The following is a 26,333-nucleotide window of genomic DNA, read 5'->3' as shown; positions in this document are numbered from 1 at the left end:
GATGAGCACCATGTATAAGGATATTAAAGTCGACCCAGCTCAGCTTGAAGCCGCATTAGATGCGCGTTTAAAAATCCGAGCTGGTTTTGATAAACCGACAGCAGGCATGGCTGCGGGCATGACGCAGGTCAATATGATTTCGGTGCCAAAAGAGTGGGCATATGACTTTTTGCTCTATGCACACCGTAACCCTCAAAGCTGCCCAGTGCTTGATGTGCTCGAAGAAGGCATCTATGCAACTAAGCTTGCAGCAGACTCAGACATTCGAACCGACTTCCCACGTTATCGCATTTGGAAAAATGGCCAAATGGTCGATGAAGTGACCGATGCAAGAGAGATTTATAACGCTCATCCTGATTTGGTGACTTTCTTAATTGGCTGTAGTTTTTCGTTTGAAACAGCTTTGCAAGAAGCGGGTATTGAAGTTCGCCATATTCATGACGATACCAATGTGCCGATGTATTTGAGCAATATAAAGTGCCAACCAGCAGGGCGTATTTCAGGAAACATGGTGGTTTCCATGCGACCAATTCCATCGCATCAAATTAGTGAAGCGGTAAAAATTACTGCACGTATGCCAAGTGTACATGGTGCGCCTGTACATATTGGTCACCCTGAAAGCTTAGGAATTTTGGATGTAAATAAGCCCGACTTTGGCGATGCTTCTCGTATTGAAGCAGGTGAAATTCCAGTATTTTGGGCGTGTGGCGTAACACCGCAAGCGGCTGTCATGAACTCGAAAATTCCTTTTGCGATTAGTCATGCACCGGGTCACATGTTTATTACCGACATTCCTGACCGTGCTTGGATTGGCTAACTGGACTAAAGAAGAATTAAAAGGATAAGCAAATGCGTTTTTTATCGGTAAACGCCGATTGTTTTCTAATTGAGCTTGCGAGCTTAGAGGAAACTTTGGCGTTGTACAATAAATTGCAAAATACGCAATTGAATGGAATTAAAGACTTAGTCCCCGCTGCAAAAACAATTTTGGTTTTCTTTAACGAGATCGAAACCAACTTTAAAACGCTGGTTGCTTCAATTCAGAGCCTCAAAATTGATTCTGGATTTGAGCGTAGCGGCCAAGAAGTGATTATGCCGATTCGTTACGATGGCGAAGACCTTGCTCAGGTTGCCGAGTTACAAGGGCTGTCTGTGGCTGATGTGATTAGAAAACATCACCAAAGCGTGTGGAATGTGGCTTTTATTGGTTTTGCGCCGGGCTTTGCGTATATGAGCAGCCCCGATAAGCCTTTTACCGATATTCCACGCTTAACGGTTCCTCGTAAAAAAATACCGTCAGGCTCTTTGGGCTTGGCTGGAAAATACTCTGGTATTTACCCAAAAGACAGTCCGGGTGGTTGGCAGCTGATTGGAACCACATCAGAAAAAATGTGGGATTTAGAGCGTAAAAATCCTGCATTACTGTTACCGGGCATGACCGTTCATTTTGAAGATGTGACGCATAACCCAACGACTGTGACTGTACCGCAGCAAATCACACGTAAGGTTGAGCCGAAACAATCTGTGCAACTGTTTAAGATCACTGCGCCAAGTTTACAAATGCTTATTCAAGACGAAGGGCGCTTAAACCAGACCAATATTGGGGTTGGCGTAGCGGGTGCAATGGATTTATCTGCCATGCACAGTGCTAACCGTATTGTCGGTAATCCAACCGATACACCAGTCATTGAAGTTTTAAATGGTGGTTTAAAAGCCAAAATGCAGCATGCAGGCGTTATTGCGGTGGCAGGTGCCATTTCAAACATTCGTGTGAAATTTGCTGACGGACAAACCGCAGACTTTGCAAGCTATCAACCGATTGATTTGGATGAAGGCGATGAATTTCAAATTCAGCCACCGACCGCAGGCTTAAGAAACTATTTGGCAGTCCGTGGTGGTATAGACGTTGAACCAGTACTCAATAGTGCCTCATTTGACAGCTTGGCAGTGTTAGGTCCAGAGCCTTTAAAGCTCGGAGATACCATTTACCAAGGACAGGTTCAAGTAGCCAATATTAGCGTAAATGAAGTTGGTAAAACCGATTTGCCACAAGCTGACGAAGTAGTTGAGCTAGATATTGTGATGGGCCCACGTACCGATTGGTTCGAACAAGACAGTATTGAACTACTGTGTCAGCAAGAGTGGCTGGTAACAAATGAAAGCAACCGAGTCGGGCTAAGACTTTCAGGTGCGCAGTCTTTAACTCGCAAAATTACCCATGAACTGGAAAGTGAAGGCACTTGCATTGGCGCTTTACAGATTCCACCGAATGGTCAGCCTGTTTTGTTTATGAATGATCACCCTTTAACGGGCGGATATCCGGTCATTGGCTCTGTTGCTAAACACCATTGGGATTTGGTGGCACAGATTCCGGCAGGTTGCCGCATCAAATTTAAAAAAATTGCCGAATTTACAGATTTTGAGAATGAAAGATGAATACAGAAAAATTATTGATTGCTAACCGTGGTGAAATTGCCGTTCGTATTATTCATGCTTGCCGTGACATGGGAATTTCTTCAGTCGCGTTATATGCAGATGACGATATTGGTAGCATGCATGTCGAACTTGCAGATGAAGCATGGGGCTTGGCTGGTGCGACTGCCAGTGAAACCTATTTAAATATTCCAGCCATTATCGAGGTTGCAAAAAAATCAAAAGCGACCATGGTGCATCCGGGTTATGGCTTTTTATCTGAACGTGCTGAATTTGCCCAAGCCGTGATTGATGCGGGCTTAAAATGGGTAGGGCCATCACCAAGTGCCATTGAAAAATTGGGCGATAAAATTGAAGCACGTAAAATTGCTGCTTCGGTCGGTGCGCCTTTGGTTCAGGGTACGCAAGATCCACTCAATAATGCAGAGGAAGCTTTAAAGTTTGCCAAACAATATGGTTTACCCATTGCCATTAAAGCTGCGTTTGGTGGTGGTGGCCGTGGCTTAAAAGTCGCGTGGAAACTCGAAGAAGTGAAAGAGCTTTATGAGTCAGCAGTACGTGAAGCAAAAGCTGCCTTTGGCCGTGGTGAATGTTTTGTCGAGCAATATCTCGATAAACCGCGCCATGTAGAAGCGCAAGTGATCGCCGACCAACATGGAAACATTGTGGTGCTTGGCACACGTGATTGTTCATTGCAACGCCGTAACCAAAAGTTAGTCGAAGAAGCACCAGCACCATTTATTAGCGATGAGATTTATCAGCAAATTTTAACCTCGGCAAAAAATATTTGTCAGGCTGCAAACTATGTGGGTGCAGGTACAGTTGAATATTTACTCAGTCGTGATGGCAAGCTTTCATTCTTAGAAGTAAACACACGCTTGCAAGTTGAGCACCCAGTGACTGAAGAAACCTCAAAAGTCGATTTGGTGGTGGAACAAATTCGCGTGGCACAAGGTGAAGCGCTTTCTATTAAAGAAACTCCAAAAGCCCAAGGCCATGTCATTGAGTTTCGTATTAATGCCGAAGACCCAGCACGTGGGTTTATTCCAGCGTTTGGTGTGTTGAGTTTATTTGAAGCACCGTTTGGTAACGGTGTACGAATCGACACAGGTGTTCGAACTGGGTCATTAGTGTCTAGCCATTTTGATTCACTCATGGCAAAACTGATTGTCACTGGTCCAACCCGCGAAGTTGCAATTGCTCGCGCTAAACGTGCTTTAAAACAATTTAAAATTGAAGGCGTAGCTTCGGTTTTAGATTTTCACCGCGCGGTACTTAATGAACCTGACTTTACAGATGAATTTAATGTACATACACGCTGGATTGAAAATGACTTTAAACAAGAATTAAAGCCAACCAAACGTGGCATTCCAAACCATCAACAACCAATGCTACTCAGCTACATTGAAATTGATGGCAAGTTACACCGTCTAGGTTTACCAGCAGGCATGTTTGCACAAGGTCCAGCAACCGCAGTTCAAGCACAAACCGCTGAGCCAGAAGTGAGTGCCGAGCATTTACTTGCTCCAATTAATGGTGTGATTAGCGCTTGGAAAGTCGAAAATGGCGAGCAAGTCACCGAAGGTCAAGTGGTTGCCATTATGGAAGCCATGAAAATGGAAGTACAGGTACTGGCGCACCGCAGTGGCGTTATTCAGATTGGCGCAGAGAAGGGCGCGACCTGTCATGCGGAAACTGTGATTGCGAGTATTAATTAAGACTTCATTAAATAATTTGACCCGATTAGGCATTAGTTTGATTGGGTCAAATCGAATGCTTATTTATTCACTTAGTTCGTTATTTTTCGCAGTACTCGTTAACCATTTTCAGCTTGAAAATCAGCCCTAATTGTGAGATATTTATCACAGTTTAGTGATATGAAAATTAATCACTGTATTGAAAGCTCGCTTATGCGGGCTTTAATTTTTAGCCCAGTTTAAGCATTTCTCACTTAATGAGCTGGCAGCATAAAAATAATTTGAGAATTTGGCACTCACTCAAAGGCGAATTGAAGAAAGCGAATGAAAATTCTACCTTCATCTGAATATGATCAAATTCTAAAATACAGTGTCTATTGGCTCGTCATCTCGATTGTGATTGGAGTCGTCGCGGGGTTGGCATCGACTTTAATTTTTGTCGCTTTTGATATTTCAAACAAAGTCAGAAGCCTGCATCACTGGCTCATCTACTTTTTGCCTTTTGTGGGTTTTGGTATTGGCTATCTCATTAAAAAATATGGATCACCGATTGAACGGGGAACCCATTTACTGATTGATGAAATTCACCAGCCTAAGTCGTTTATTCCAAAACGAATGAGCCCCATCATTTTTATTACTTCAATTTTAACGCAGTTATTCGGTGGTTCGGCAGGGCGTGAGGCCCCAGCGGTTCAGCTTTCAGGTGCCTTAATTGACCACTTAAGCCATATATTAAAAGTCTCGGAAGATAACCGAAAAATCTGTTTAATCGCCAGTATTGGTGCAGGCTTTGCAGGGGTGTTTGGTTTGCCTTTGGCGGGTGCAATCTATGGGTTAGAAATTACTGCTTTAGGTAATTTAAGATACTCTGCTATTTTTCCATGTTTTGTATCGGCGCTGATTGCATCGGCTATCCCTGAGCTATTTGATATTGTTCATCCGCATATTTTTTATGTGATTAGTGAGTTTCCAGCCATTCATTTTGGCACGCTCATGAACTTAATTGTGGCAGGTCTGATCTTCGGTCTAGTCGCACGTTTCTTTATTGCGGCCATCCATTTTGCGAGTGACGTCTTTTATAAATATGTTCGTTATTTGCCATTAAGAACGATGGCGGGTGGTATTGTCATTATGCTACTTACGTTGTTCACTGCGCATCAGCAATACAACGGTTTGGGTACAGATAAAATCATTTCATCTTTTTATGTACCGATTGAGTTTTACGACTTTTTTAACAAGACTATTTTTACAGCCATTACTTTAGGATCTGGTTTTAAAGGTGGCGAAATTACGCCACTCTTTTATGTAGGTGCGACATTAGGTAATGCTTTAGGGGCGGTTTTAAATCTGCCAATTTCATTGCTTGCAGGATTAGGGTTAGTCAGTTTATTTTCAGGGGCAAGTAAGGCACCATTAACGTCTATTATTTTAGCTGTTGAGCTATTTGGGATGAATGTTGCGACTTATGCCATTATTACTTGTTTGTTGGCGGCGTTATTTTCTGGGAATTGTGGGTTGTACCGTCGTAAGAAATTGATGGATTGATTAAGCCTTTCTAAGGAGTTGAGTGGTTTTAGGTTGCTTAACTCCTATTAAATCTTCTTTTTTTAATAATGATAAAAATTGGCCTAGTAAGTGAAATACTTCTAAAAATATGAAAAGAATTGAATTTATATCTTTATAAAAGAAGATGGAAATTAATTTTAATGAACAACTATTGTTTCCTAAATATTTAAACCACAGGTATACATTAATAAAAATTAAAAATATTTAAAAAATTTCCAAAATGTTTCAATTATGAATTTTTTATGACATTTATTGTTGATTGTGAATGATTCATGTAGTTTTTGTTTGATTTTTTATCCATTTGGTAAATTAAAAATAACATTTTATGCAAAACAAAATTTTTTTTACTCACGCTTTTTTTCTTTTGTATGGGGTAGCTACACATGCTTATGCTATCGATGATATTTCTTTACCAGATCGTATACGTCAGGAACAACGTTTAAAAGAGCTTAATCAACAATTAGAAGAGCAAATCACTCAGCTTGCACCTAAACCTGTCACTACCCAATTGCAGGATTTTAAAACTATAGTCGTTTCGGAAGAGCCATGCGTTAAGGTCAAGAATATTGATTTTGATAGAAAGACGTTACAGGACCCTGAACACTATAAATTTCACTTTATGCTTCGGGCAATCTGGAATCATCCGCAGAAGATTATTGGCAAGTGTATCGGTACGCAAAGCTTACGTAACCTCGTTAATTTCGCCCAAAATGAATTGATTAAAAAGGGTTTTATTACCAGTCAGGTTACTGTTGATCCTCAAGATATTCAGCAAGGTTCTTTGCGACTTGGTGTGCAGATTGGGCGTTTACGTAAGATCATCGTTGAAGGTGAGCAACTCTCTTTATTACAACTTAAAGCATCTTTACCATTTAAAGAAGGCGATGTCCTTAATCTACAACAACTTGATCAGGGTCTCGAAAACTTAAAACGAGCTTATACGGTAGATATACAAATTGTGCCATCAAATGAGTCTGTTCAGGAAGCTAAAGGGTATAGTGATCTGATTATTAAGTTACAGCCACAATCAAAAATCAATTTAAATTTTGGTCTGGATAATTCAGGGAGTAAAGATACAGGTCGTTATATAGGTAGTCTGGGACTCAATATTAATAATCCATTCTATTTAAGTGATTCTCTTTCTTTTAATTTTAGTCATTCATTAGATAACTTACATCGAGACTTAAATAAAAACTACTTTGTAAGTTATCAGCTTCCGTTAGGAAATTATGATTTCAGTACTAGCTATAGCCGTTATCAATACGAACAAAATGTATTGGGTGCAAATGGTGTACTGCGTTATCACGGCTTAAGTCAGCAGGGTAATTTGAATGTATCTCGTGTACTTAGCCGAAGTGGGCAACATAAAACCAGCCTCTATGGCAAGCTCTACCATAAGCAAAATTCAAACTTTATTGATGATATTGAAATCGGAGTACAACGTAGAAAAACTTCAGGCTGGAATGCGGGGATACAACATCGCCAATATCTGGGTGATGCTGTATTAGATGCTGGTTTGGATTATCGGCATGGCACAGGCGCATTTGATGCGTTGTTAGCACCAGAAGAACAAATTAAGGACATTGATAAAAATCCATTACCGTCAGAAGGGTATTCCCGTGCACCGATATGGAGTGCCGATTTACGTTTTCAAATGCCATTTTTGCTTTTAGATACGCCTGCTCAATACCGTTTGAACTGGCGTGGACAATATGCTCCACGAGTTTTAGTACCTAATGATCGTTTTTATATCGGTGGTCGTTATAGCGTTCGAGGTTTTGATGGTGAACTGATGCTATCAGGCGATAACGGACAGTATTTACAACAGGAAATCAGCGTAAATACAAAAATTCCAAATACACAAATGTATGTTGCCGTAGATCAGGGCTGGGTTAACGGTAAGAACAGTATTGCTGGGCAGCGTCATCTGATGGGAAGTGTCGTAGGTCTACGAAGTTATCTGAACCATTTTTATATTGATGCCTTTACAGGGCGAGGCCTAATCGCTCCGCAGAGTATAAAAAAAGACTGGATATTTGGATTTAGCCTAAATGCTTTTTATTAAGTTTCCTTAAGAAACAAAATTAATTTTAATTAGAGAAAACTGACTTATGAATAAAAATCTTTATCGAATTGTTTTTAACAAAGCTCGTAACATGTTTATGGCTGTTGCGGAGAATGTTAGAAGCCAGAGCAAGGCGGCAGGACAATCTACCTCCTCAGAAATAGAGCGTTCGGGACAATCATCAGGACAAGAAAAATCATTTCATCAACTGTGGCATGTCAAGGCATTAGTAGCAAGTATTAGCTTATTAGTACCATTTGCTCCTGTCTATGCTGCTATTGTCGCAGATAGTGCAGCAAATGCTGCGAATAGAGCAGTCATTGGTGCTGGTAAGAACTCAGCAGGCACAACAGTTCCAGTGGTTAACATTCAGACGCCCAAAAATGGTATTTCCCACAATATCTATAAACAGTTTGATGTATTGGCTGAAGGTGCTGTTTTAAATAACAGTCGAACAGGAGCAACCACCAAAACAGTAGGGGCCGTAGGGGCAAACCCATTTTTAGCGACTGGTGAAGCGCGAGTTATTTTAAATGAGGTAAATTCAACAGCTGCTTCAAGATTTGAAGGTAACTTAGAAGTCGCAGGGCAAATGGCAGATGTGATTATTGCCAACCCGTCTGGTATTAACATTAAAGGCGGTGGCTTTATTAATGCCAATAAGGCAATTTTTACTACGGGTAAACCTCAATTAAATGCTGATGGCAGTATCAAACAGTTCACAGTTGATCAAGGAAGAATTACGGTTTCAGCAAATCCTAACTCTAAGTTTGGATTAGGGGGAAATAATAATGATACAAACTATGTGGACCTCTATGCTCGTGCATTAGAACTTAGTGCTGAACTACGTGCCAAAAATGATATTCAGGTGATTGCCGGGGCAAATAATGTCAGTGCAGATTTGCAGGATGTTACCTCTAAAACAGGTACTGGAACTGCACCGACATTGGCTGTGGATGTTAAAGCTCTGGGTGGGATGTATGCCAACAACATCTATTTGATGGGAACTGAAAAAGGTTTGGGCGTGACTAACGCAGGGACCATTCAGGCAGTCAACAATATGGTAATTACAAGTGCAGGGAAAATTGAAAATAGCGGAACCATCAAAACTACAGGTAGCCAAAATTCTGTATTAAATTTATCTAGTCAAAATAATGGAGATTTTACCTCTTCGGGGGCAATCCAATCAAATGGCAATATATTTATAAGTTCAGATAGAAACTTGGCATTGAATGGAGGGAAAATAGATAAATTAGGAACAACGATAAGCTCTATTTTCTTATCGGCTAAAGGAGATGTTAGCTTACAAAATGGTGTAAATGTTCAAAATGTTGGAGTCGGAGGGGGCATCTATAGTGACTCATTGAATTTCAACTTAGGAAAGGACAGCAACATCTTAAGTCAAGGTGATATTTCTCTATTAGCAAACAATAATATTGATATACAAAATGGAAAAGGGATCACTAGTAATAATGATCTTAGCATCCAATCAAAAAATAATTTAAATATTGCTAACTCCAGCATTGAGTCTAAAGCTGGAAATGTAAATTTAATAAGTTTGGGTAATACTGCAAGTTCTTTGTTAGGTATTAATAATACCAAGCTTTATGCTGGAAAAGATTTTAATATTAAGGGCGCAAAAAATATAAAACTAAATAGCTCTATTGTTCAGGAAAATTCTAATAATATAAATCTATACGCTGATAATGATATTGAGATCGGTAATGATGTCAGTCCTGTGAGCTTAAAAACACAAGGTACGATAAATATAGCTGCAAAAAATAATCTTATCCTTCGCACCGATACAAGCTTACTGACAAAAAAAGATATTGATGTGCAAACTGACATCGGGAACCTGTATGCAAAAAGTCTCAATGTAAGCTCATCTGAAGGTAAAGTTTCAATTTTGGGGAATGGGAATGTAAATTTTGAGACTCAAAATGATGGATGGTATACCCTAAAAAATAGAATAAATGCAAAAAATGGAATTGTCCTAGGGTCAAAAGGCGAAAATGCTATTACAAAAATAAATACGGTGGATCTTAAGTCTACAGATGGAAATGTATTACTTCTTTCTGGCGGGGATCTAACACTAGATGGCAATAATGGCTATACCACGGGTATGAAAGCTGCAGTTGCATCAGGTTTTATTAATGCAAAAGACGTAATTTTGTGGAGTAAAACCGGAGTTTTAGATATAAGCAGCGGTGTAATTAATGCATCGAATGGTGGAATATCAATTCGGGCAGGAAACAATGCTCAAGTACATGATATTGATTTAAACTCCACAAAAAATATTGAAATAAACTCTGATAAAGATCTTATATTAGAACGCACAAATACCAGAGCAAATCAACATATTGCCCTAAGCTCGAAGGGGAATATCAATGCTTATCAAAATTATATTTTAGATGCTAAAGGTGTTTTATCTGCAATTAGTAGCGGAAGTATTGATGGGCAAGGGTATGGTGGAGCAGTTATTGTTGAGGCAAATCAACTGTCAAATAATGGAATAGATTTTAGAGCAACTGGAAGTGAGTTACTTCAATTAGATACTAAACTAAAAAATATAAACGGTAACTTGTCGATTCAGCTTGATAAAGACTTTGTCATTAAACCAACTCATGGGCATGACACAATCACATTAGTTGCAGAAAATGATATTGATGTTCGGTCTAAACAAGGAGCCATAAGGATTGAGGGTGAAAATTTTGCACCTAATCTAAATGAAGCAGGTTTTGTTGGCATCATCTCTAGGAAAGGTGGTCTTAGCTTAGAAGGTACAAGCGTCGATATTAAAGGAACAAAAATAAATGTTCAAAAAGATATCAATATCGTTTCAACAAAGGGAGACCTTGTGATTGATGGGATTGCTGATAAAGTCAATGGCGTATCCAAGAAGAAAGATTTAATCAACAGTCAGGATGATCAGGAAAAGAAGAATTTTATCGCGAATACGATCACTGGAGTGGAAAACTTCAATAGCGAGTTATCCTCTAATGCTGGAAATATTAATATTTCTTCAAAAAAGGGAGTTTCAATTACCGGAGCAAATATTGATGCAAAACAAGGGATAGTCAATATTCAAGCTCAGAGTGTTTTAAATGGGAAATATCGAGCCACTGCAAAAAAAGAAGGTACTGCTGCTAAAGAAATAAGTGCAAGTATCATTATTGATGGTAATTTAGATGTGTATGAAAAAGGTAAGGATACTGACCAGAATTATAGTTATAGAGAGTATGTAAACCCAACAAATATAAATGGAAATAAAGGGGTAAACATACGTGCTATAGGGAAAACTGTTAATGACAATTTAGTACTGCAAGGAGTAGGGATTAATTCTGCTCAAGGTGATGTAAATATTGAAGCAGATAAAAGTATATTGTTTGATACGGCACTTGAAACTTTATATGACCGTAGTACAAAAACAGAAACGAAAAGATCGTGGTATGGTAAGAAAAAAACTACCACCACAACAACGATTGGAGATGTTGTAACACCTGCTTCTGTTGATATTTATGGTAAGAATATTAACGTTATCAGCCAATTTAAAAACCCGTTACGAGCAGATGGTACAAGAGATCCTGCTCTGAATACATCTGTAGATATTTATTCTGCACGATTTAATGCTAATGGTGGAAAAATTTCAATTCGATCTGGCGGAGACCTGAATTTTTTAACTGTAGCTGCTGTGAATAACTCAAACGTAAATCAGGTTAAAAAATCTTCATGGTTAGGGATTAATCTTGGTACATCAAAAACCAATGCAACCAGAAATCAAACTACAGAAATACCTGCAAAATTAAAAGCTGATTATATTGGTACAAAATCAGGATATGACACAAGACTTGAAGGGACCGAGTTTACGTATCTCAAAAGTGCCACAATTGAGGCAGGGGGAACGATTACTTTAGTTCCTGCAAAGAATCTAGTTGAAGAAAGCCTAAATAGAAAAAAGAACTCTGTTGTCTGGCAGTCTATGCAGGACAAAGGATCAATTACTGAAACTGCGCAGCTCCCTAATTTTAAAGGACCACAACCCCCAGTTTTTAATGCAGCAGGTGGTTTAAGTGTACAAGTTCCTATTAGTGAAAAAGATGTTAATAAAGTCGAATTACGTGATGCAATTTTAAAATTAGCAAATCAACCGGGAAGCGCCTATCTTAAAGATTTAGTAAACCGCAAAGATGTAGATTGGCAAACAGTTTTATTAACCCAAAAGGATTGGGATTATAAATCACAAGGTCTCACAGCGGCTGGAGCTGCCATTATTGTTATCATTGTGACAATTGCTACGATGGGTTCAGGTACTGCTGCAGCGGCTGGAGCAGCGGGGGGAACCGCAGCAAGTGGTACAACTGTAGGACTGGGTGCAAGTATGCTTGGAACTGCTGGAGTGACGACCACAGCAGCAGGAGCAATTGTTCCATCAACATTAGGGGTAATGGCAAATGCAGCAGTTACGAGTCTAGCTGCTCAGGCAAGTATTGGTCTGATTAATAACGGTGGGGATATTGGTAAGACCCTAAAAGAGATGGGAAGTAAAGACTCCATTAAAAATCTGGCTGCATCTGTGGTAACAGCAGGTTTATTAAGTCAAGTTGGTACTGCTCTAAATTTAAAACCAGACAGTACTCTTCTGTCAGACAGATTGGCAAACAATTTTGCATCTTCAGTAGGATCAACTTTAGTACAAACTGCAATTAATGGTGGAGATCTGGGAGATAATTTACAGGTTGCCTTACTTGCAGGTCTAGCAGGGGCATTACAAGGAGAGTTGGCTAGTCAGATTGGAACGAGTTTAGATAAAGTCGATCCGAACATATTTGAATATACAATTCATAAAATTGCCCATGCTGTTGTGGGGTGTGCTACGGCGGCAGCTACAAAACAGAGTTGTGAAGCGGGTGCAATTGGAGCAGGGGTTGGTGAAATAGTTGCAGAGCTTATGATTCCAGCGGATAAAACTGCACTCGACCTAACAGATGCCGAAAGAACAAAAATTAAGGATACAAGTAAACTTATTGCGGGTACGACAGCTGCTTTTGCTGGATACGATGTTAATACTGCGGCAAATAGTGCGAATATAGCTGTTGAAAACAACACATTGGGTAAGCTTGCAACAACCGCAGGAAAAGCGGCATATAGAGTAGCTAAAAGAATTACTGATATGCCAGCCTCAGTAAGAGCAAATCTTAAACCCGACGATGTTATTAAGATTTTTAAGGAAGAAGGTGTTCAGGGAGTAATTGATATTGGGGACAATATCAAAACATTGATTAGCCCTACATCCACACCTGGGGATAGAGCATTTGCAGCAATTGATTTGCTAATAGGTATTGATTTAAAAGCAGGCAAGAATGTTGATATTCTGAAATCCGAAAAGAATATAATTGGAAAAAATTATTCTGCTGGGCTAAATCGTGAAATTTTAAATAAGGCAGGTGATTTTTATCCGAATGTACCCGATTTAAGAACAGGAAGAACTATATCATTTCCAGTTGGTGACTTAAAAAAAGTACCTGAATTAAGTCGTGTTTCTTGGGGAGCGCAAGAACGTGGTAAGTTTATTCAGGAGTGGTATAAACGAGGTTATGAAACTCCGCGTGGTGGTTGGTCTGAATATGATATTCATCATATTAAACCTAGAGAGTTTGGTGGAACAAATGAATTCTGGAATTTAACACCTGTGCAAAGAAAAACACATCAACAGGAGTTTAATTCTTTTTGGAGAAATATGTAAATGAAGCTGTTAAATGAAGCATTAAGAAAAATAGAGACTCTTTGGAGTAAAGAGCCAAAGCATGCTGTTCATAGAGGAGAAAAAACTTTTTTTCAGTTTCGTTGTATTTTGAATAATGGTATTTCACCAGATAGATTTGGTGATATCGATTTGCAATTACCAACAGAGTTTAAGGAGTTCCTCTTAGTTAGTAATGGGGCTGATTTATTCAAGGATGAGGAATATGGGCAATGGGGAGCGAGAATATTTAGTATTGATGAGTTACAGTCATCTAATAAATATTATAGAGAGTTAAGACCTAAAGACTTCACTAAGGGGGATTTGATAATTGGTGAGTTTTATGGTGATTCAGATTTGTTACTGTTAAGGTGTGATCCTGAAAGTAAGGATTATGGCGCTGTACTTATCGCTTTACCTTTTGATAATCGCTCAGATTGGTATTGTTCAGCCAACTTTGAAAATTTTATAACGGACTATGTTAATTCTGAAGGCGATAAATTTTGGGAGATACGAACAAAAACATAATTTTATAGAAGCTCAATGAATCGTTCAAAAGACTCTCTGAGTTTAATTTAAATCTTTAATAAAAGTGAATATTTTTTATGCTTTATAATCACATAAAACTATTACCCCTAGCACTTTTTTCTCTTCTTTTAGCTGCATGTGGTGGAGGTGGTGGGGATGATTCAGCGACATCAGATACACCTTTACCGAAGCCTATTGTAGAAGCGTCTGTATTAAGCCCAGATTTGGCACATGGCTATTTTGAAATTGAAAATTGAGGAGTTACTAATAACTCAACTATTAAGTTCTCACCATTTCATACAAACAGTGTAATTGAGGCATCCGCTTCAAATAATAGTATGTGGGATTTATAGATTCTTACTCCAAGTAATGATTTATCTGCGCATATTAACAATTTGGCTGGTCTTTATTTTTATCCTAAAGGTGATAAGGTTGGAGTTTTTAGCTATTCAGAGAATGATAAAGGGCATTTGGCTGTCCAGTGCCGAAACTCATGTAGTGATACATTCTCTTATAAGTTCGAAAAACAAAGTGATGGTAAAACTTACTTTATTATAAGCGCAAATGGTGCTGTATCAGGACGTTTAAATAATATTGGCTTTGCTTCGACTGCCAAAATTAACGGCTCTATTAAATTCGAAGTAAATTCTGATTGGCCAGTATGGAACACGAAACGTTTTAATGAATATCCAGCTAAATCAGATTTAGTCGTTAATGGTAAGCTGGCGACAATACAAAGATTTATGAATTGGACAACCAGTTCTGTCTTAACTTTTAACACAGATAAAGAATATTATTTTAACTTTTCTAATCCTCTGGATCCTGAACATGATAGGTTCATATTAACAGAGGGGAATTATTTTAGTAATGAACAGCCTAAAGAAGTTTATATATACAAAGGATATTTTAATCGGGATTTCACATTAAACACGGACTATGAAAATGGTTTAACCACTTTTAAATTTATCAATAATTCATTTACGAACCCTATTGAATATGTTGCATCTCCTGAATTAAATGTCTCAGGCGGTTTCGAGAAAAAAATTCCTTATGGGCAAGTTACAGTAGGAAGTGAAGTTTTTAAAATTGATGAAACAGTTGCGGCAGCTGCATATGCAGAAAATGAAAGTAAATATTTTCGTTTTATGAGTAGAGATCATAAGTCTGATCTCGAGTTTACGGTGAAATACGATACTATTACTAAAAAAGCAAATGTAGCGTATCAAAGACCTAAAAAGGATCAATTGAATGTAAATATTCATTTGAAATGGAATTGTAAATTGACAAATGATCATTGTACTGGTGTAACTGTCAATGAATCAGAAGGAACCATTGAATTTAAAAATGTGCAGTTAGATGATGGTCGTACCATAAATGGTAAATTTGCCCATCTAGGGGTAAATGATCTGGTAGGCTGATAAGTTTTTATTTGTGTGAAGATTGAAAAACTAGCTCTAATAAGGGCTAGTTTTTTTAAGTATATCCCTTTTTACTATTCTGGTTACGTTAAAAAGACTTATGTTTAAAATAAGCCAATACATAATTCATCTCTAAAGTTAATCTATAGTTTGCTATGTAGCTATGAAATTAATAAAGCATGAAAGCTATATTCTTTTTTTATGAATATATAAGCCCATTTTCGATAGTCAATTTCTGTATTTTATAAACTAATTTTTAACGGGAAAAGCTGAATTACGTCCCCATACTTTTTAACGATCTATTTTAAAGCAAATGTCATTTCCCACGCTTGACGCCAACAAAAGCGAATACTATCCTTTGCGTGCTGGCCACATTGCCAGACGGTTTTAGCAGACCGTTTTCATCTAGAACATCAAAAAAGTAATTTTTTGGTGGTGAACTCGTTCGTCCCCCTTCGTAGCGGTAGGACGGAGGAGGGACGCCTTCGGGCGTGCCAGTTCCTAGATGACTGGTCTGCTAACCCTTCTTCGTTCTGCCACCATAATCATTTAGCAGTGATCTGGTAGAACTTCTATTTCATCTAGGAGTCCGCTATGCGTACTAATTCTTCTCAATTTTTGGCCTTTGCCAAACTCTCTCTAGCCATACCGCTTAAACAGTCTATAAATCGGTTTAATCGACTCTAGGTTTTTGCGCCTAAACATCGTTACGACTAAAAAATCATAGCAACAATAAACCAGAGATAGGCGAGCACACCATTTTGTGCCGCTTTTGCATGCCTGTTTTTAGCACTCAATTTAAGAGTGACGGCATTTCTATCTCTTTTACATACAACAAAAAATTATTTTAAGCGGTATATATGAACAATTTAGAATCTTCCTTTAGAGCACTACGAGTGCTACACACAGCAAAAGATTTATTTACTCAAGATGGGTTTAACACGGTGGGGGTTGACCGAATTATTGCTGAAGCCAAAATCCCCAAAGCGACTTTCTATAACATCTTTCATTCAAAAGCACGACTGATCGAGATGTGTCTAACTTTTCAAACGGATGCGCTCAAAGTAAAAGTTCTTTCAATTATCAATTCATACAGCGAACTTATGGTGTTCGATAAACTCAAGCAAATTTACTTTTTACATGCCAATTTAGAAGGCTTTTATCGTTTACCATTTAAAGCAATTTTTGAAATTGAAAAGTGTTATGCAACGGCTTATCGAGTGGTTGTTGCTTATAGAAACTGGTTTATAAATGAGCTTTATAAGCTACTTCTTACTGTAAAAACTACCGCTTCAATAAAAGATGCCCACATGTTTCTATTTGCAATTGATGGGGCAATGGTTCAACTTTTAAGTAAAAACAGTGTAGATGAGCGAGACAAGTTACTAAATTATTTTTTAATAATGCTATCTGAGCATTCAACTTAAACCTTAAAACAAAAAGCCCGTGATTGGGCTTTTTTTGTGGATATTAGTCGATTAAAACTTAAGTTTTTTAAGCCCGCGATTCACACCATTTTGTAGAGCGGCTTTAATAATAGGGCCAATAAATGGTACGCGGCCTTTAAAGCTAATGGTGTAATCCAAACGAGTTCGATTATTTCCCAAGTCAGTAAATTTCATGACACCACGGTGACCCTTAATTGGGCTAATGCCACTGGTAATTGCATATTCAATTAGTTCATTTTCTTTGTAGACTAAATTGGTTTCTACAAATGAAGGGGTCAATGGAATAGACATTTTGCGCGCAGAGCCAACACCATTACGAGCGTCTTTTCCATTGCTAATGCGAGTCACTTTAGCAGGAGCGAAAAGTTTACTTAGGTTTTCATGCTCACTTAAAGTCGCAAAGACCTTGTCTACGGGTGCATCAAATTCTTGTACGATGTTGATTTTTTGAGTTTTTAACATCTTATTCCCTCTAGAAATTATTTTGACATTGGTAATTGTCAGAATTTGGATGTTAGCACGCTTTAGGCAATGGGGGAATTCTTCTTCGTCGGAGTTATCGCATACTTAAAAAATTCACTTTGGTAAATCTACAATACTTTTTGACCTTTTCTTAATTTTTTAAAGAAGGGCTGAATCATAGACCAATTGGTTGAAACCCAGCAAATAAAGGAACCCGCCGTCACCATTGCTGTTCCTTGCCAAAAGCTCATCGATAATTGAGTTTGTAAAACAAACATCGCCAAAATAGACGAAATAATCGGGGTGAAATAAGAGGCCACCACAAGCACGGTAATGTTTCCATGAATGATGCCAATGTTCCAAGCAGCATAACCAAAACCCATGGCAGCAGAAGCAACTAAAAGGGTCATGACTGTTGGAATATCCATTGAAGGGATGGCAAAGTGCCCCGATACAAGCAGCTTGAACCATAGTGTTAGCGCGACACCAACAAAGAAAATGGAAATTGGATTTTGCCCATTACTTAATTTTTTGGTGAGTACACAGTAAAAAGCCCAAATGATGGCACCTGAAAATGCCAAAATATAGCTGAGTGGGTTGCTATGAAAATTATCGGCAAGACTATTTAGACTAAAATCACCGCTACCAGTTTGAATAAAAATAATGCCGAAAATTGAAAGCATTAGACCTAAAATAATAAGGAAATTAAACTTTAATTCCTTAAAAATAACAAAAGCTAAAACCGTTAAACTCGGCCACAGATAGTTAACAATACTAATTTCAATTGCTTGTCTTGCTGTCTGAGAATAAGCAATTGCAAATGAGAAGCACACTTCATAAGCCACGAACAGAATTGTGCCAAAAATTAAGTATTTTTTAGAGATCTGCTTAAAATCTGGAACTTTGAAAATGGCAAGCAACAGTAGCGCACTTAAAGAATAAATAAAGGTAACACCTAGCTCAGGCCCAATGGCGGCACTGACTTGTTTCATTAAGCCCACCAGAGATGCCCACATGAGAATGGCGCTTAAACCAATCAATGTTGCTAGATTTTTTGACATAAAATTCAGTAAATAACGGTTAAAAAATGGTAAAAGATTAAGTTGTACTAATGAAAGGAATCAATTTTCAAGCTAAGGAATATAGGACAAATTATATAAAATATAAACAATTAAATTTATTGATTGGTTGAATCTGCTATGTTTATTTAAGCATTCATATGAGTAAAGAAATTTCGGATAAAACAACATTTGTACGAGGAAAATATGGAAGTCATTAAAACGGTTGGTGTTGTTGGAGCAGGTGTAATAGGTGCAAGTTGGACGGCCTTATTTTTATATAAAGGATTTAAAGTTAAGGCCTATGACCCATATCCTATAGATGAAGCGGTCTTTAAAAAAAGAATTTCTGCAAATTTAAATGATTTATTGGCTTTAGACCAAAACGCGGAACACACATATTCTCAGCAAGATGTACTGCTTCATCTGGAAATTTTTAGTAATTTAAAAGATGCGGTTTCAGATGTAGATTTTATTCAAGAAAATGCCCCAGAACGTCTGGATGTAAAACAACAGCTATATCAAGAAATCACAGCATATTGTCCTGAACATACCATTATTGCTTCAAGCTCATCGGGCTTAAAAGTGTCTGATTTTCAAAAAGAGGCGCAGCACCCTGAACGTATTTTATTAGGTCATCCTTTTAATCCACCTCATCTTTTACCTTTGGTCGAGATCGTTGGCGGTAATTTGACTGATCCTCAAATTTTAAAACAGGCTTCTGAGTTCTATAAACAGTTGGGCAAGAACCCAATTGTTTTAAATAAAGAAGTAAAAGGGCATGTCGCAAACCGTTTGCAGGCTGCGTTATGGCGAGAAGCTTTTTCATTGGTTGAACAAGGCGTGTGTTCTGCCGAAGATGTTGATGTCGCGATTACCAGTGGGCCGGGTTTAAGATGGGCACTATTTGGTCCTTACATTAATATGCAGCTTGCCAACCAAAAGGGCTTTAAAGAAGCAATTCATCATTTAGGCCCACCAATGACAGAATGGTGGAATGATATGCACGCATTTCAACATTCAGACGAGACAACAGAGTTATTGGAAGCACAAACCAACCAGTTATTAACACAATATAAAGATATCGATTTATATGAAACCAGAGATAAAGGTCTGGTCGATATCTTAAAGCTCAGACAACAACTTAAGTTAGATTAATTCAAAATATTAGAATAGAGCCAATCATTTTATTGCAGAGATGATTGGCTTTTTTGTTGGGGTAAATAACAAAAACATTCCTACCTGAAACAATCCTATATTCATTAAATGTTACTGAAATTCCTATCGCGTTGCATTTGAACTATATGCCTTACGTGAAAAGTAAGAATCGTTGCAAACCGTAAAGAAAGCCTCCTCATAATCAAAGGACATGATAGAAAATAGAGGAATAACAATATGCGTGCTCTAACTTACCACGGTGCCGAAGATGTTCGAGTAGAAACAGTAGCAGACCCTATTATTCAAGAACCAGATGACATTATTTTACGCGTGACTGCCACAGCGATATGTGGCTCTGATTTACATTTATATCGAGGCAAAATCCCTAGAACCGAGCAGGGTGATATCTTTGGGCACGAATTTATGGGCGTGGTTGAAGAGGTCGGCCCAGCTGTCACCGCAGTCAAAAAGGGTGATCGAGTGATTGTTCCTTTTGTGATTGCCTGTGGCGAATGTTTCTTTTGCCAACTTGACCTAACTGCTGCTTGCGAAACCACGAATACAGGGCGCGGCGCAATTATTAATAAAAAGCAGATTCCACCAGGCGCAGCTTTATTTGGCTATAGTCATCTTTACGGCGGTGTACCGGGCGGACAAGCAGAATATGTGCGTGTGCCAAAAGCCAATAAAGGCCCTTTTAAAGTACCCACTTCATTATCAGATGAAAAAGTACTTTTCTTGACTGATATTTTACCGACTGCTTGGCAGGCAGTGACCAATGCCCAAGTGAAGCGTGGCTCGACCGTTGCAATTTATGGTGCTGGTCCAGTCGGACTGTTAAGTGCTGCTTGTGCCAAGATGCTCGGTGCTGAAAAGATATTTATGGTTGATCACAATGACTATCGATTGAATTATGCAGCGGCAACATACGGTGCCATTCCAGTGAATTTTGACGAAGTCGATGCTGCCGAATTTATTATTCAACATACCGATAATTACCGCGGTGTCGATGCTGTGATTGATGCAATTGGTTTCGAGGCCAAAGGCAGTGTGATTGAAACAGTCCTAACCAATTTAAAACTAGAAGGTTCAAGTGGTGCAGCACTGCGTCAATGCATTGCGGCAGTTCGCCGTGGTGGGGTGGTCAGCGTACCAGGTGTCTATGCAGGCCCAATTCATGGTTTCTTATTTGGCGATGCTTTTGATAAAGGCTTAACTTTTAAAATGGGCCAAACCCATGTGCATCAATATTTACCGCAACTCTTAGAATTGATTGAGCGTGGCGAATTAACACCTGAAACGATTATTACCCATCGAATGAAATTAGATGATGCCGCAGAGGGCTACCGCATTTTTAATGAAAGAGAAGAGGATTGTCGTAAGGTGATTCTGCTTCCTTAATACGCTCTCTTATAATTTAGTCTTAAGCCTCTTAGTGAAAGGGGCTTTTTTATTTTGAAATGCACAACTTTGAGTGCAGATTTTTATTTTTGAACTTAAACCGCACCCAAACAGCTCAAGTTTAGTATTACTTTTAACCAAAACCGTAATACTAAGCTGGCATGTCCTTTGCATAGTCTTAAGCAATCAAAAGTGATCTAGGGTTCCGATACTTTATGTGTGACTGGACCGAGAGTTCACGGTTCCTAGCGAACTACACGGAGGGATAAAAGCCCGGGAGGAAGTCTAAAATTATCCGACAGGAGTAGCTATGAACACTGCAAGTTATCATAACAATCAGGCGATTTGGACCGAACTTTTACCCGGCGGACATCACTGGTCGGGTCGTATTCAAAAAGGAACTATTCTTAGATTTACATCGCTTGGCGCTCAGGCAAATGTTTCTTTGTTTTGTGTAAATGCTGCCGATGTGCTTGAACGTTTTAACATGCCGGACAGCTTAAAGGGGCAACACACAGCCTATTTAAAAGCTTCCAATGTATTGTATTCAGACCTTGGCCGTGTCATGGCTTCCATTATTCATGATGACCATGGTTGGAATGACGCGCTTTGTGGCCCAAGCCGACCTGAGCAAATTGAAAAGCAATTCGGTACGCGTACATTTCAAGATGCCCGCAATGATATGTACCAAAACGGCTTAGACAGCTTACTCATTGAAATGTGTAAATACGGACTTGCCAGTCAAGACCTGAGTGCCGCCGTTAATCTATTTTCTAAAGTTGTGCCAGACGAAAACGGCGCTTTGTCTTATGTCAGTTCTGACAATACTGATCAAAGCATTGAACTGCGCTTTGAAATGGACTGTTTGCTATTTTTATCTGCTGCACCGCATGGTTTAGACACCAGCCCAATCTATCAACCTGCTGATATTCAACTCAGTCTATTTAAAGCCAACTCTCTAACAGACAGCGATATTTGTCGTGATGCGTGTTCGCAAAATCAGCGTGCGTTTCAAAACACAGCCCGCTACTACGTGCTTAGTAATATTTAAATCAGGAGAAGCATCATGACAGTTTTACAATCATTTGAAAAAGCAGTTTTAAATGAAGTTTGTCCTGCGGGTGAAGCGTGGATGTGCGAGGTTAAAAAGGGCCAATATTTTCGAATTATTGACCTTGAGGGAAACCAAGCGGTCGATACTTTGTTTATGAGTGCTGAAAACCCAACTGAGCGTTATAGCGCAATGGACACTTTGGCTATCAACCAACAGATTTATTTAGAAAAGGGCACCAAGCTCTACAGTAACTTTGGCCGCCCAATTGCCGTCATTCATGATGATAACTGTGGTCGCCATGACACCATTGGCGGTGCCTGTTCTTGTGAAAGTAATACGGTTCGCTATGCACATGAAACATACCCTATGCATAGTTGCCGTAACAACTTTATGTATGCCTTGGCAAAACATCCGATTGCAAAAAAGCATGGTTTAAATGTCCGTCATATCGGTCCAAACATTAACTTTTTTATGAATGTGCCTGTGACACCAGACGGTCAGCTTAAATTTGATGACGGAATTTCAGACCCCGGTAAATATGTCGAAGTTCGGGCGGAAATGGATTTAATTGTTTTAATTTCCAATTGTCCTCAGCTCAATAACCCATGTAATGCCTATAACCCAACCAAAATTCAACTGGTTGTCCGTGAAGCGGAAGGGGTGTAAGCATGTTTAAAAAAGTTCTGATTGCCAACCGCGGTGCAATTGCCTGTCGCGTCATTCGCACCCTTAAAAAACTCGGGATCGCTTCGGTTGCAGTTTACTCCGAAGCCGACCGTGATTCTTTACACGTGACTTTGGCCGATGAAGCTTTCTTGATTGGACCTGCGCCCGCTCATCAAAGTTATTTAAATATTGAAAAAATCCTTGAGGTTGCAAAACAATCTGGTGCGGAAGCCATTCATCCCGGTTATGGTTTTTTGTCTGAAAATGCCGAGTTTTGTGATTTGTGCGAAAGCCAAGGCATTGCGTTTATTGGGCCAACTTCAAGCCAAATGCTCGATTTTGGTTTAAAACATACTGCACGTGAACTTGCTATTAAAAGTAATGTACCTCTACTTCCGGGCAGCTCACTACTTGCCGATGAAGCCGAAGCCTTGTTTGAGGCAGCCCGTATTGGTTATCCGGTCATGCTGAAAAGTACCGCGGGTGGTGGCGGTATTGGCATGCGTCTGGTGTGGAATGAAACTGAATTAAAAGATGCCTATCAAACCGTGTCTTATTTGGCGCAGGTCAATTTTAAAGATGCGGGTTTGTATTTAGAGAAATTTGTACAACACGCGCGCCATATCGAAGTACAAATTTTTGGTGATGGGCAAGGGCAAGTTTTAGCGTTGGGTGAGCGTGATTGTTCAGTGCAACGCCGTAATCAGAAGGTGATTGAAGAAACACCCGCCCCACACTTAAATGAACAGCAACGTGAGTATCTTCAAAAAGTTGCGATTCAACTCATGCAGTCGGTGAACTATCGCTCGGCGGGCACAGTTGAGTTTGTCATGGACACTGAAACCCAAGAATTTTATTTCTTAGAGGTCAACACGCGTTTGCAAGTTGAACACGGCGTGACCGAGCAAGTTTTTGGTGTCGACTTAGTCGAGTGGATGGTTACCTTGGCAAGCGGTGACTGGTCAGCACCGACTGAAAAGTTAGAGCCAACAGGACATTCCATTCAGGTTCGTCTTTATGCTGAAGATCCGATTAAACAGTTCCAACCAAGTGCGGGCTTACTTACCCATGTTAAATTTGACCCGCAAGCACGAGTCGAAACATGGGTAGAAACAGGGTCAACGGTGTCGTCTTTTTATGACCCAATGATTGCCAAAATCATTGTGACTGCTGCAACACGGGACCAAGCCATACAGGCAATGAGTGCTAGTCTTGCCAACACGCAGGTAGCAGGTATTGAAACCAATCTGGAATATTTGCAAAACATTATTGCTTGCGATGTGTTTGCTTTAGGTACTCAAACCACCCGATTTTTAAATACATTTGAATGGAAAACTCAAAAAATTGAGGTGTTGCAGGCTGGTATTCAAACCGCCATTCAGGACGTAACAGGTCGACTAGGTTATTGGGATGTCGGTGTACCGCCATCAGGTGCCATCGATCCACTCAGTTTAACTGTGGCAAACCAGCTTTTAGCCAATGAACCAAATACTGCAGGGCTTGAATGTACCTTGCAAGGGCCAACTTTAAAGTTTCACTGCGACAGCCAAATTGTCATTACGGGCGGTGATATGCCTTCAAAACTTGATGGCGAACTTGTGCCGATGTGGCAAACCGTCAATGTAAAAAAAGGCCAAGTTTTAAAATGTGGGCTTATCCGTTCAGGTTGCCGTAGCTATATAGGTGTGAAAGGTGGATTTGATGTTCCTGACTATTTAGGGTCACAGGCGACTTTCACTTTAGGGCAGTTTGGTGGGCATGCAGGCCGTAATTTATTAATTGGCGATATGCTGCCGATTACTGAATATTCCGCTCAATCGACCACAGCTCTAGCTCAAGCACAAATTCCTAGCTTTACCCAAAACTGGGAAATTGCAGTCATGTATGGCCCACATGGCGCACCAGATTTTTTCACCAAACAAGATATTGATACCTTCTTTGCCAATGAGTTTGAAATTCACTATAACTCAAGTCGTACAGGTATTCGTTTAATTGGTCCAAAACCTGAGTGGGCACGTGAAGACGGCGGTGAGGCAGGCTTACATCCATCTAATATTCACGATAATGCTTATGCGATTGGGGCAATTGATTTTACGGGCGATATGCCAATTATTTTGGGTCCGGATGGTCCGAGTTTAGGTGGCTTTGTTTGCCCTGCGGTAGTCATTCATTCCGAGCTTTGGAAAATTGGGCAGCTAAAAGCAGGCGATAAAGTTAAATTTGTACCTGTGAGTTATGCGCAAGCAAAAACACTCGATCAAAAATATCATCAAAGCTTAAACACGACCGATACAACTCAGATCAATTTCAACCCATCCATTCAAGCAGAACCCGACACTTTAAAAGATGCAGTTTTAGCTACTTTAGAAGGTAAAACTGATTTACCAAGCGTGACCTATCGACCAGCAGGAAATAGCTATTTATTGGTGGAATATGGTGAGTTAGTCCTCGACCTAAACTTACGCTTCCGTATTCATGCGCTCATGCAATGGGTCAAAGATCAAAACATTCGAGGCATTATCGACTTAACACCAGGCATTCGTTCACTGCAAATTCATTTTGATTCAATCCAGCTCGATCAAGTTGAACTTTTACAGAAACTTCAACAAGCAGAAGCCGAATTACCTGACATTCAAAATATGCAGGTGCCTTCACGGACGGTCTATTTGCCTTTGGCTTGGGAAGATTCTCAAACTCAACTTGCCACCGAGCGCTACACACAAATTGTTCGTCCAGATGCGCCGTGGTGCCCAGATAACGTCGAGTTTATCCGCCGTATTAATGGCTTAGCGTCAAAGCAAGCAGTTAAAGATGTGGTCTATAGCGCAAACTATTTGGTGATGGGTTTGGGTGATGTGTATTTAGGTGCACCAGTTGCAACGCCACTCGACCCACGCCAACGGTTAGTCACTACAAAATATAACCCAGCACGAACTTGGACACCTGAAAACGCCGTGGGTATCGGCGGAGCGTATATGTGTGTGTACGGTATGGAAGGGCCGGGTGGCTACCAGTTTGTTGGCCGTACCACTCAAATGTGGAGCCGTTACCGTAAAAATGCCGACTTTGAAGAAGGCAAACCGTGGTTATTACGCTTTTTTGACCAAGTTAAGTTTTATGAAGTTTCTGAGACTGAACTTTTGCAAATGCGCGAAGACTTTAAGGCGGGCCGCCTACAACTTCGTATTGAAGATGGCGTGCTCAACTTAAAAGAATACAACGAGTTTTTAAAAACACATCAAGACAGCATTCAAGCCTTTAAAGACATGCAACAAGCCAATTTCGAGGCTGAGCGTCGCCGTTGGCATGAAGCAGGTTTGCAGGAATATATTTCTGAAAGCCTTGATGCGATTGATGAAGGTGAAACCGTAGTTATTCCTGAAGGGGGCTGTGCAGTCGAATCACACATGCCGGGCTCAATCTGGAAAATCGAATGTGCATCGGGAGATATAGTTGAAGAAGGTGCAACCCTTGCAGTAATTGAAGCAATGAAAATCGAAATTCCGATTATTGCACCCGAACGCATGAAGGTTGAAACCATTACCATTGAAAAAGGGCAAACTGTGAAAACAGGACAAGTGCTATTTACCTTGGCACCTGTGGCCTAAATTAAAAAGAGAGCATCAATATCGATGCTCT

At 39.6% G+C, this 26,333-nt stretch carries 17 protein-coding genes and 1 riboswitch; of the genes, 15 read left to right on the top strand and 2 right to left on the bottom strand.

Features of this window, described 5'->3' with window-relative positions; all coding sequences use genetic code 11:
• Position 1: 1 nt before the first annotated feature.
• The 10 genes from AC52J8_RS11525 to AC52J8_RS11480 all read left to right on the top strand — a co-directional run bounded on the left by AC52J8_RS11525 (position 2) and on the right by AC52J8_RS11480 (position 16,874).
• Positions 2-817, top strand: coding sequence for a putative hydro-lyase (locus AC52J8_RS11525; protein ID WP_086400043.1), 816 nt, complete (start codon positions 2-4; stop codon positions 815-817).
• A 32-nt stretch (positions 818-849) separates the two neighbouring features.
• Positions 850-2,436: a 5-oxoprolinase subunit B/C family protein gene (locus AC52J8_RS11520; RefSeq protein WP_086400042.1), complete on the top strand. Its 1,587-nt coding sequence runs from the start codon at positions 850-852 to the stop codon at positions 2,434-2,436.
• A complete protein-coding gene (locus AC52J8_RS11515; RefSeq protein ID WP_086400041.1) occupies positions 2,433-4,151 on the top strand; it encodes an acetyl/propionyl/methylcrotonyl-CoA carboxylase subunit alpha in 1,719 nt (572 codons plus the stop codon). The genes AC52J8_RS11520 and AC52J8_RS11515 overlap by 4 nt, the downstream gene beginning before the upstream one ends.
• A 303-nt stretch (positions 4,152-4,454) precedes the next feature.
• Positions 4,455-5,675, top strand: a complete 1,221-nt coding sequence (locus tag AC52J8_RS11510; RefSeq protein ID WP_017400097.1) for a chloride channel protein — start codon at positions 4,455-4,457, stop codon at positions 5,673-5,675.
• A gap of 346 nt (positions 5,676-6,021) precedes the next feature.
• The gene (locus AC52J8_RS11505; RefSeq protein ID WP_086400040.1) at positions 6,022-7,761 is read left to right on the top strand and encodes a ShlB/FhaC/HecB family hemolysin secretion/activation protein; all 1,740 of its coding nucleotides are present in this window, start codon (positions 6,022-6,024) and stop codon (positions 7,759-7,761) included.
• Between the two features lie 46 nt (positions 7,762-7,807).
• Positions 7,808-13,504, top strand: a complete 5,697-nt coding sequence (locus AC52J8_RS11500) for a two-partner secretion domain-containing protein (RefSeq protein WP_086400039.1) — start codon at positions 7,808-7,810, stop codon at positions 13,502-13,504.
• On the top strand, positions 13,505-14,029 hold the full coding sequence (locus tag AC52J8_RS11495; RefSeq protein ID WP_032038301.1) for an SMI1/KNR4 family protein: 525 nt from the start codon (positions 13,505-13,507) through the stop codon (positions 14,027-14,029).
• A 77-nt stretch (positions 14,030-14,106) separates the two neighbouring features.
• Entirely contained in the window at positions 14,107-14,286 is a 180-nt protein-coding gene (locus AC52J8_RS11490) for a hypothetical protein (protein WP_228149112.1), read from the top strand.
• Positions 14,287-14,424: 138 nt separating this feature from the next.
• Complete coding sequence (locus tag AC52J8_RS11485) at positions 14,425-15,447, top strand: hypothetical protein (protein WP_228149113.1); 1,023 nt, start codon at positions 14,425-14,427, stop codon at positions 15,445-15,447.
• An 860-nt stretch (positions 15,448-16,307) separates the two neighbouring features.
• Entirely contained in the window at positions 16,308-16,874 is a 567-nt protein-coding gene (locus tag AC52J8_RS11480) for a TetR/AcrR family transcriptional regulator (protein ID WP_086400038.1), read from the top strand.
• A 51-nt stretch (positions 16,875-16,925) separates the two neighbouring features.
• Here the strand turns inward: AC52J8_RS11480 and AC52J8_RS11475 are convergent, their stop codons facing one another.
• Positions 16,926-17,357, bottom strand: coding sequence for an SRPBCC family protein (locus AC52J8_RS11475; RefSeq protein ID WP_086400037.1), 432 nt, complete (start codon positions 17,355-17,357; stop codon positions 16,926-16,928).
• A 128-nt stretch (positions 17,358-17,485) separates the two neighbouring features.
• Positions 17,486-18,418, bottom strand: coding sequence for an aromatic amino acid DMT transporter YddG (gene yddG / locus AC52J8_RS11470; RefSeq protein ID WP_086400036.1), 933 nt, complete (start codon positions 18,416-18,418; stop codon positions 17,486-17,488).
• Positions 18,419-18,622: 204 nt separating this feature from the next.
• On the opposite strand from yddG, the gene AC52J8_RS11465 reads away from it, so the two are divergent.
• The 5 genes from AC52J8_RS11465 (at position 18,623) to uca (ending at position 26,302) form a co-directional block, all read left to right on the top strand.
• Entirely contained in the window at positions 18,623-19,573 is a 951-nt protein-coding gene (locus tag AC52J8_RS11465) for a 3-hydroxyacyl-CoA dehydrogenase NAD-binding domain-containing protein (RefSeq protein WP_086400035.1), read from the top strand.
• Between the two features lie 237 nt (positions 19,574-19,810).
• On the top strand, positions 19,811-20,974 hold the full coding sequence (locus AC52J8_RS11460) for a zinc-dependent alcohol dehydrogenase (RefSeq protein WP_086400034.1): 1,164 nt from the start codon (positions 19,811-19,813) through the stop codon (positions 20,972-20,974).
• A 186-nt stretch (positions 20,975-21,160) separates the two neighbouring features.
• Positions 21,161-21,256: riboswitch (guanidine-I (ykkC/yxkD leader) on the top strand.
• 28 nt (positions 21,257-21,284) lie between these two features.
• The gene (locus AC52J8_RS11455) at positions 21,285-22,025 is read left to right on the top strand and encodes an urea amidolyase associated protein UAAP1 (protein WP_086400033.1); all 741 of its coding nucleotides are present in this window, start codon (positions 21,285-21,287) and stop codon (positions 22,023-22,025) included.
• A 15-nt stretch (positions 22,026-22,040) separates the two neighbouring features.
• Positions 22,041-22,694, top strand: coding sequence for an urea amidolyase associated protein UAAP2 (locus AC52J8_RS11450; protein WP_086400032.1), 654 nt, complete (start codon positions 22,041-22,043; stop codon positions 22,692-22,694).
• A 2-nt stretch (positions 22,695-22,696) separates the two neighbouring features.
• Positions 22,697-26,302 (top strand): urea carboxylase, encoded by a 3,606-nt coding sequence (gene uca, locus AC52J8_RS11445; protein WP_086400031.1) that lies wholly within the window; start codon positions 22,697-22,699, stop codon positions 26,300-26,302.
• Positions 26,303-26,333: the final 31 nt, after the last annotated feature.

The sequence above is a fragment of the Acinetobacter sp. S-1 genome (assembly GCF_059579785.1).
The sequence above is the reverse complement of the archived record's forward strand: the minus strand, read 5'-3'. Positions and strand labels throughout refer to the sequence as shown.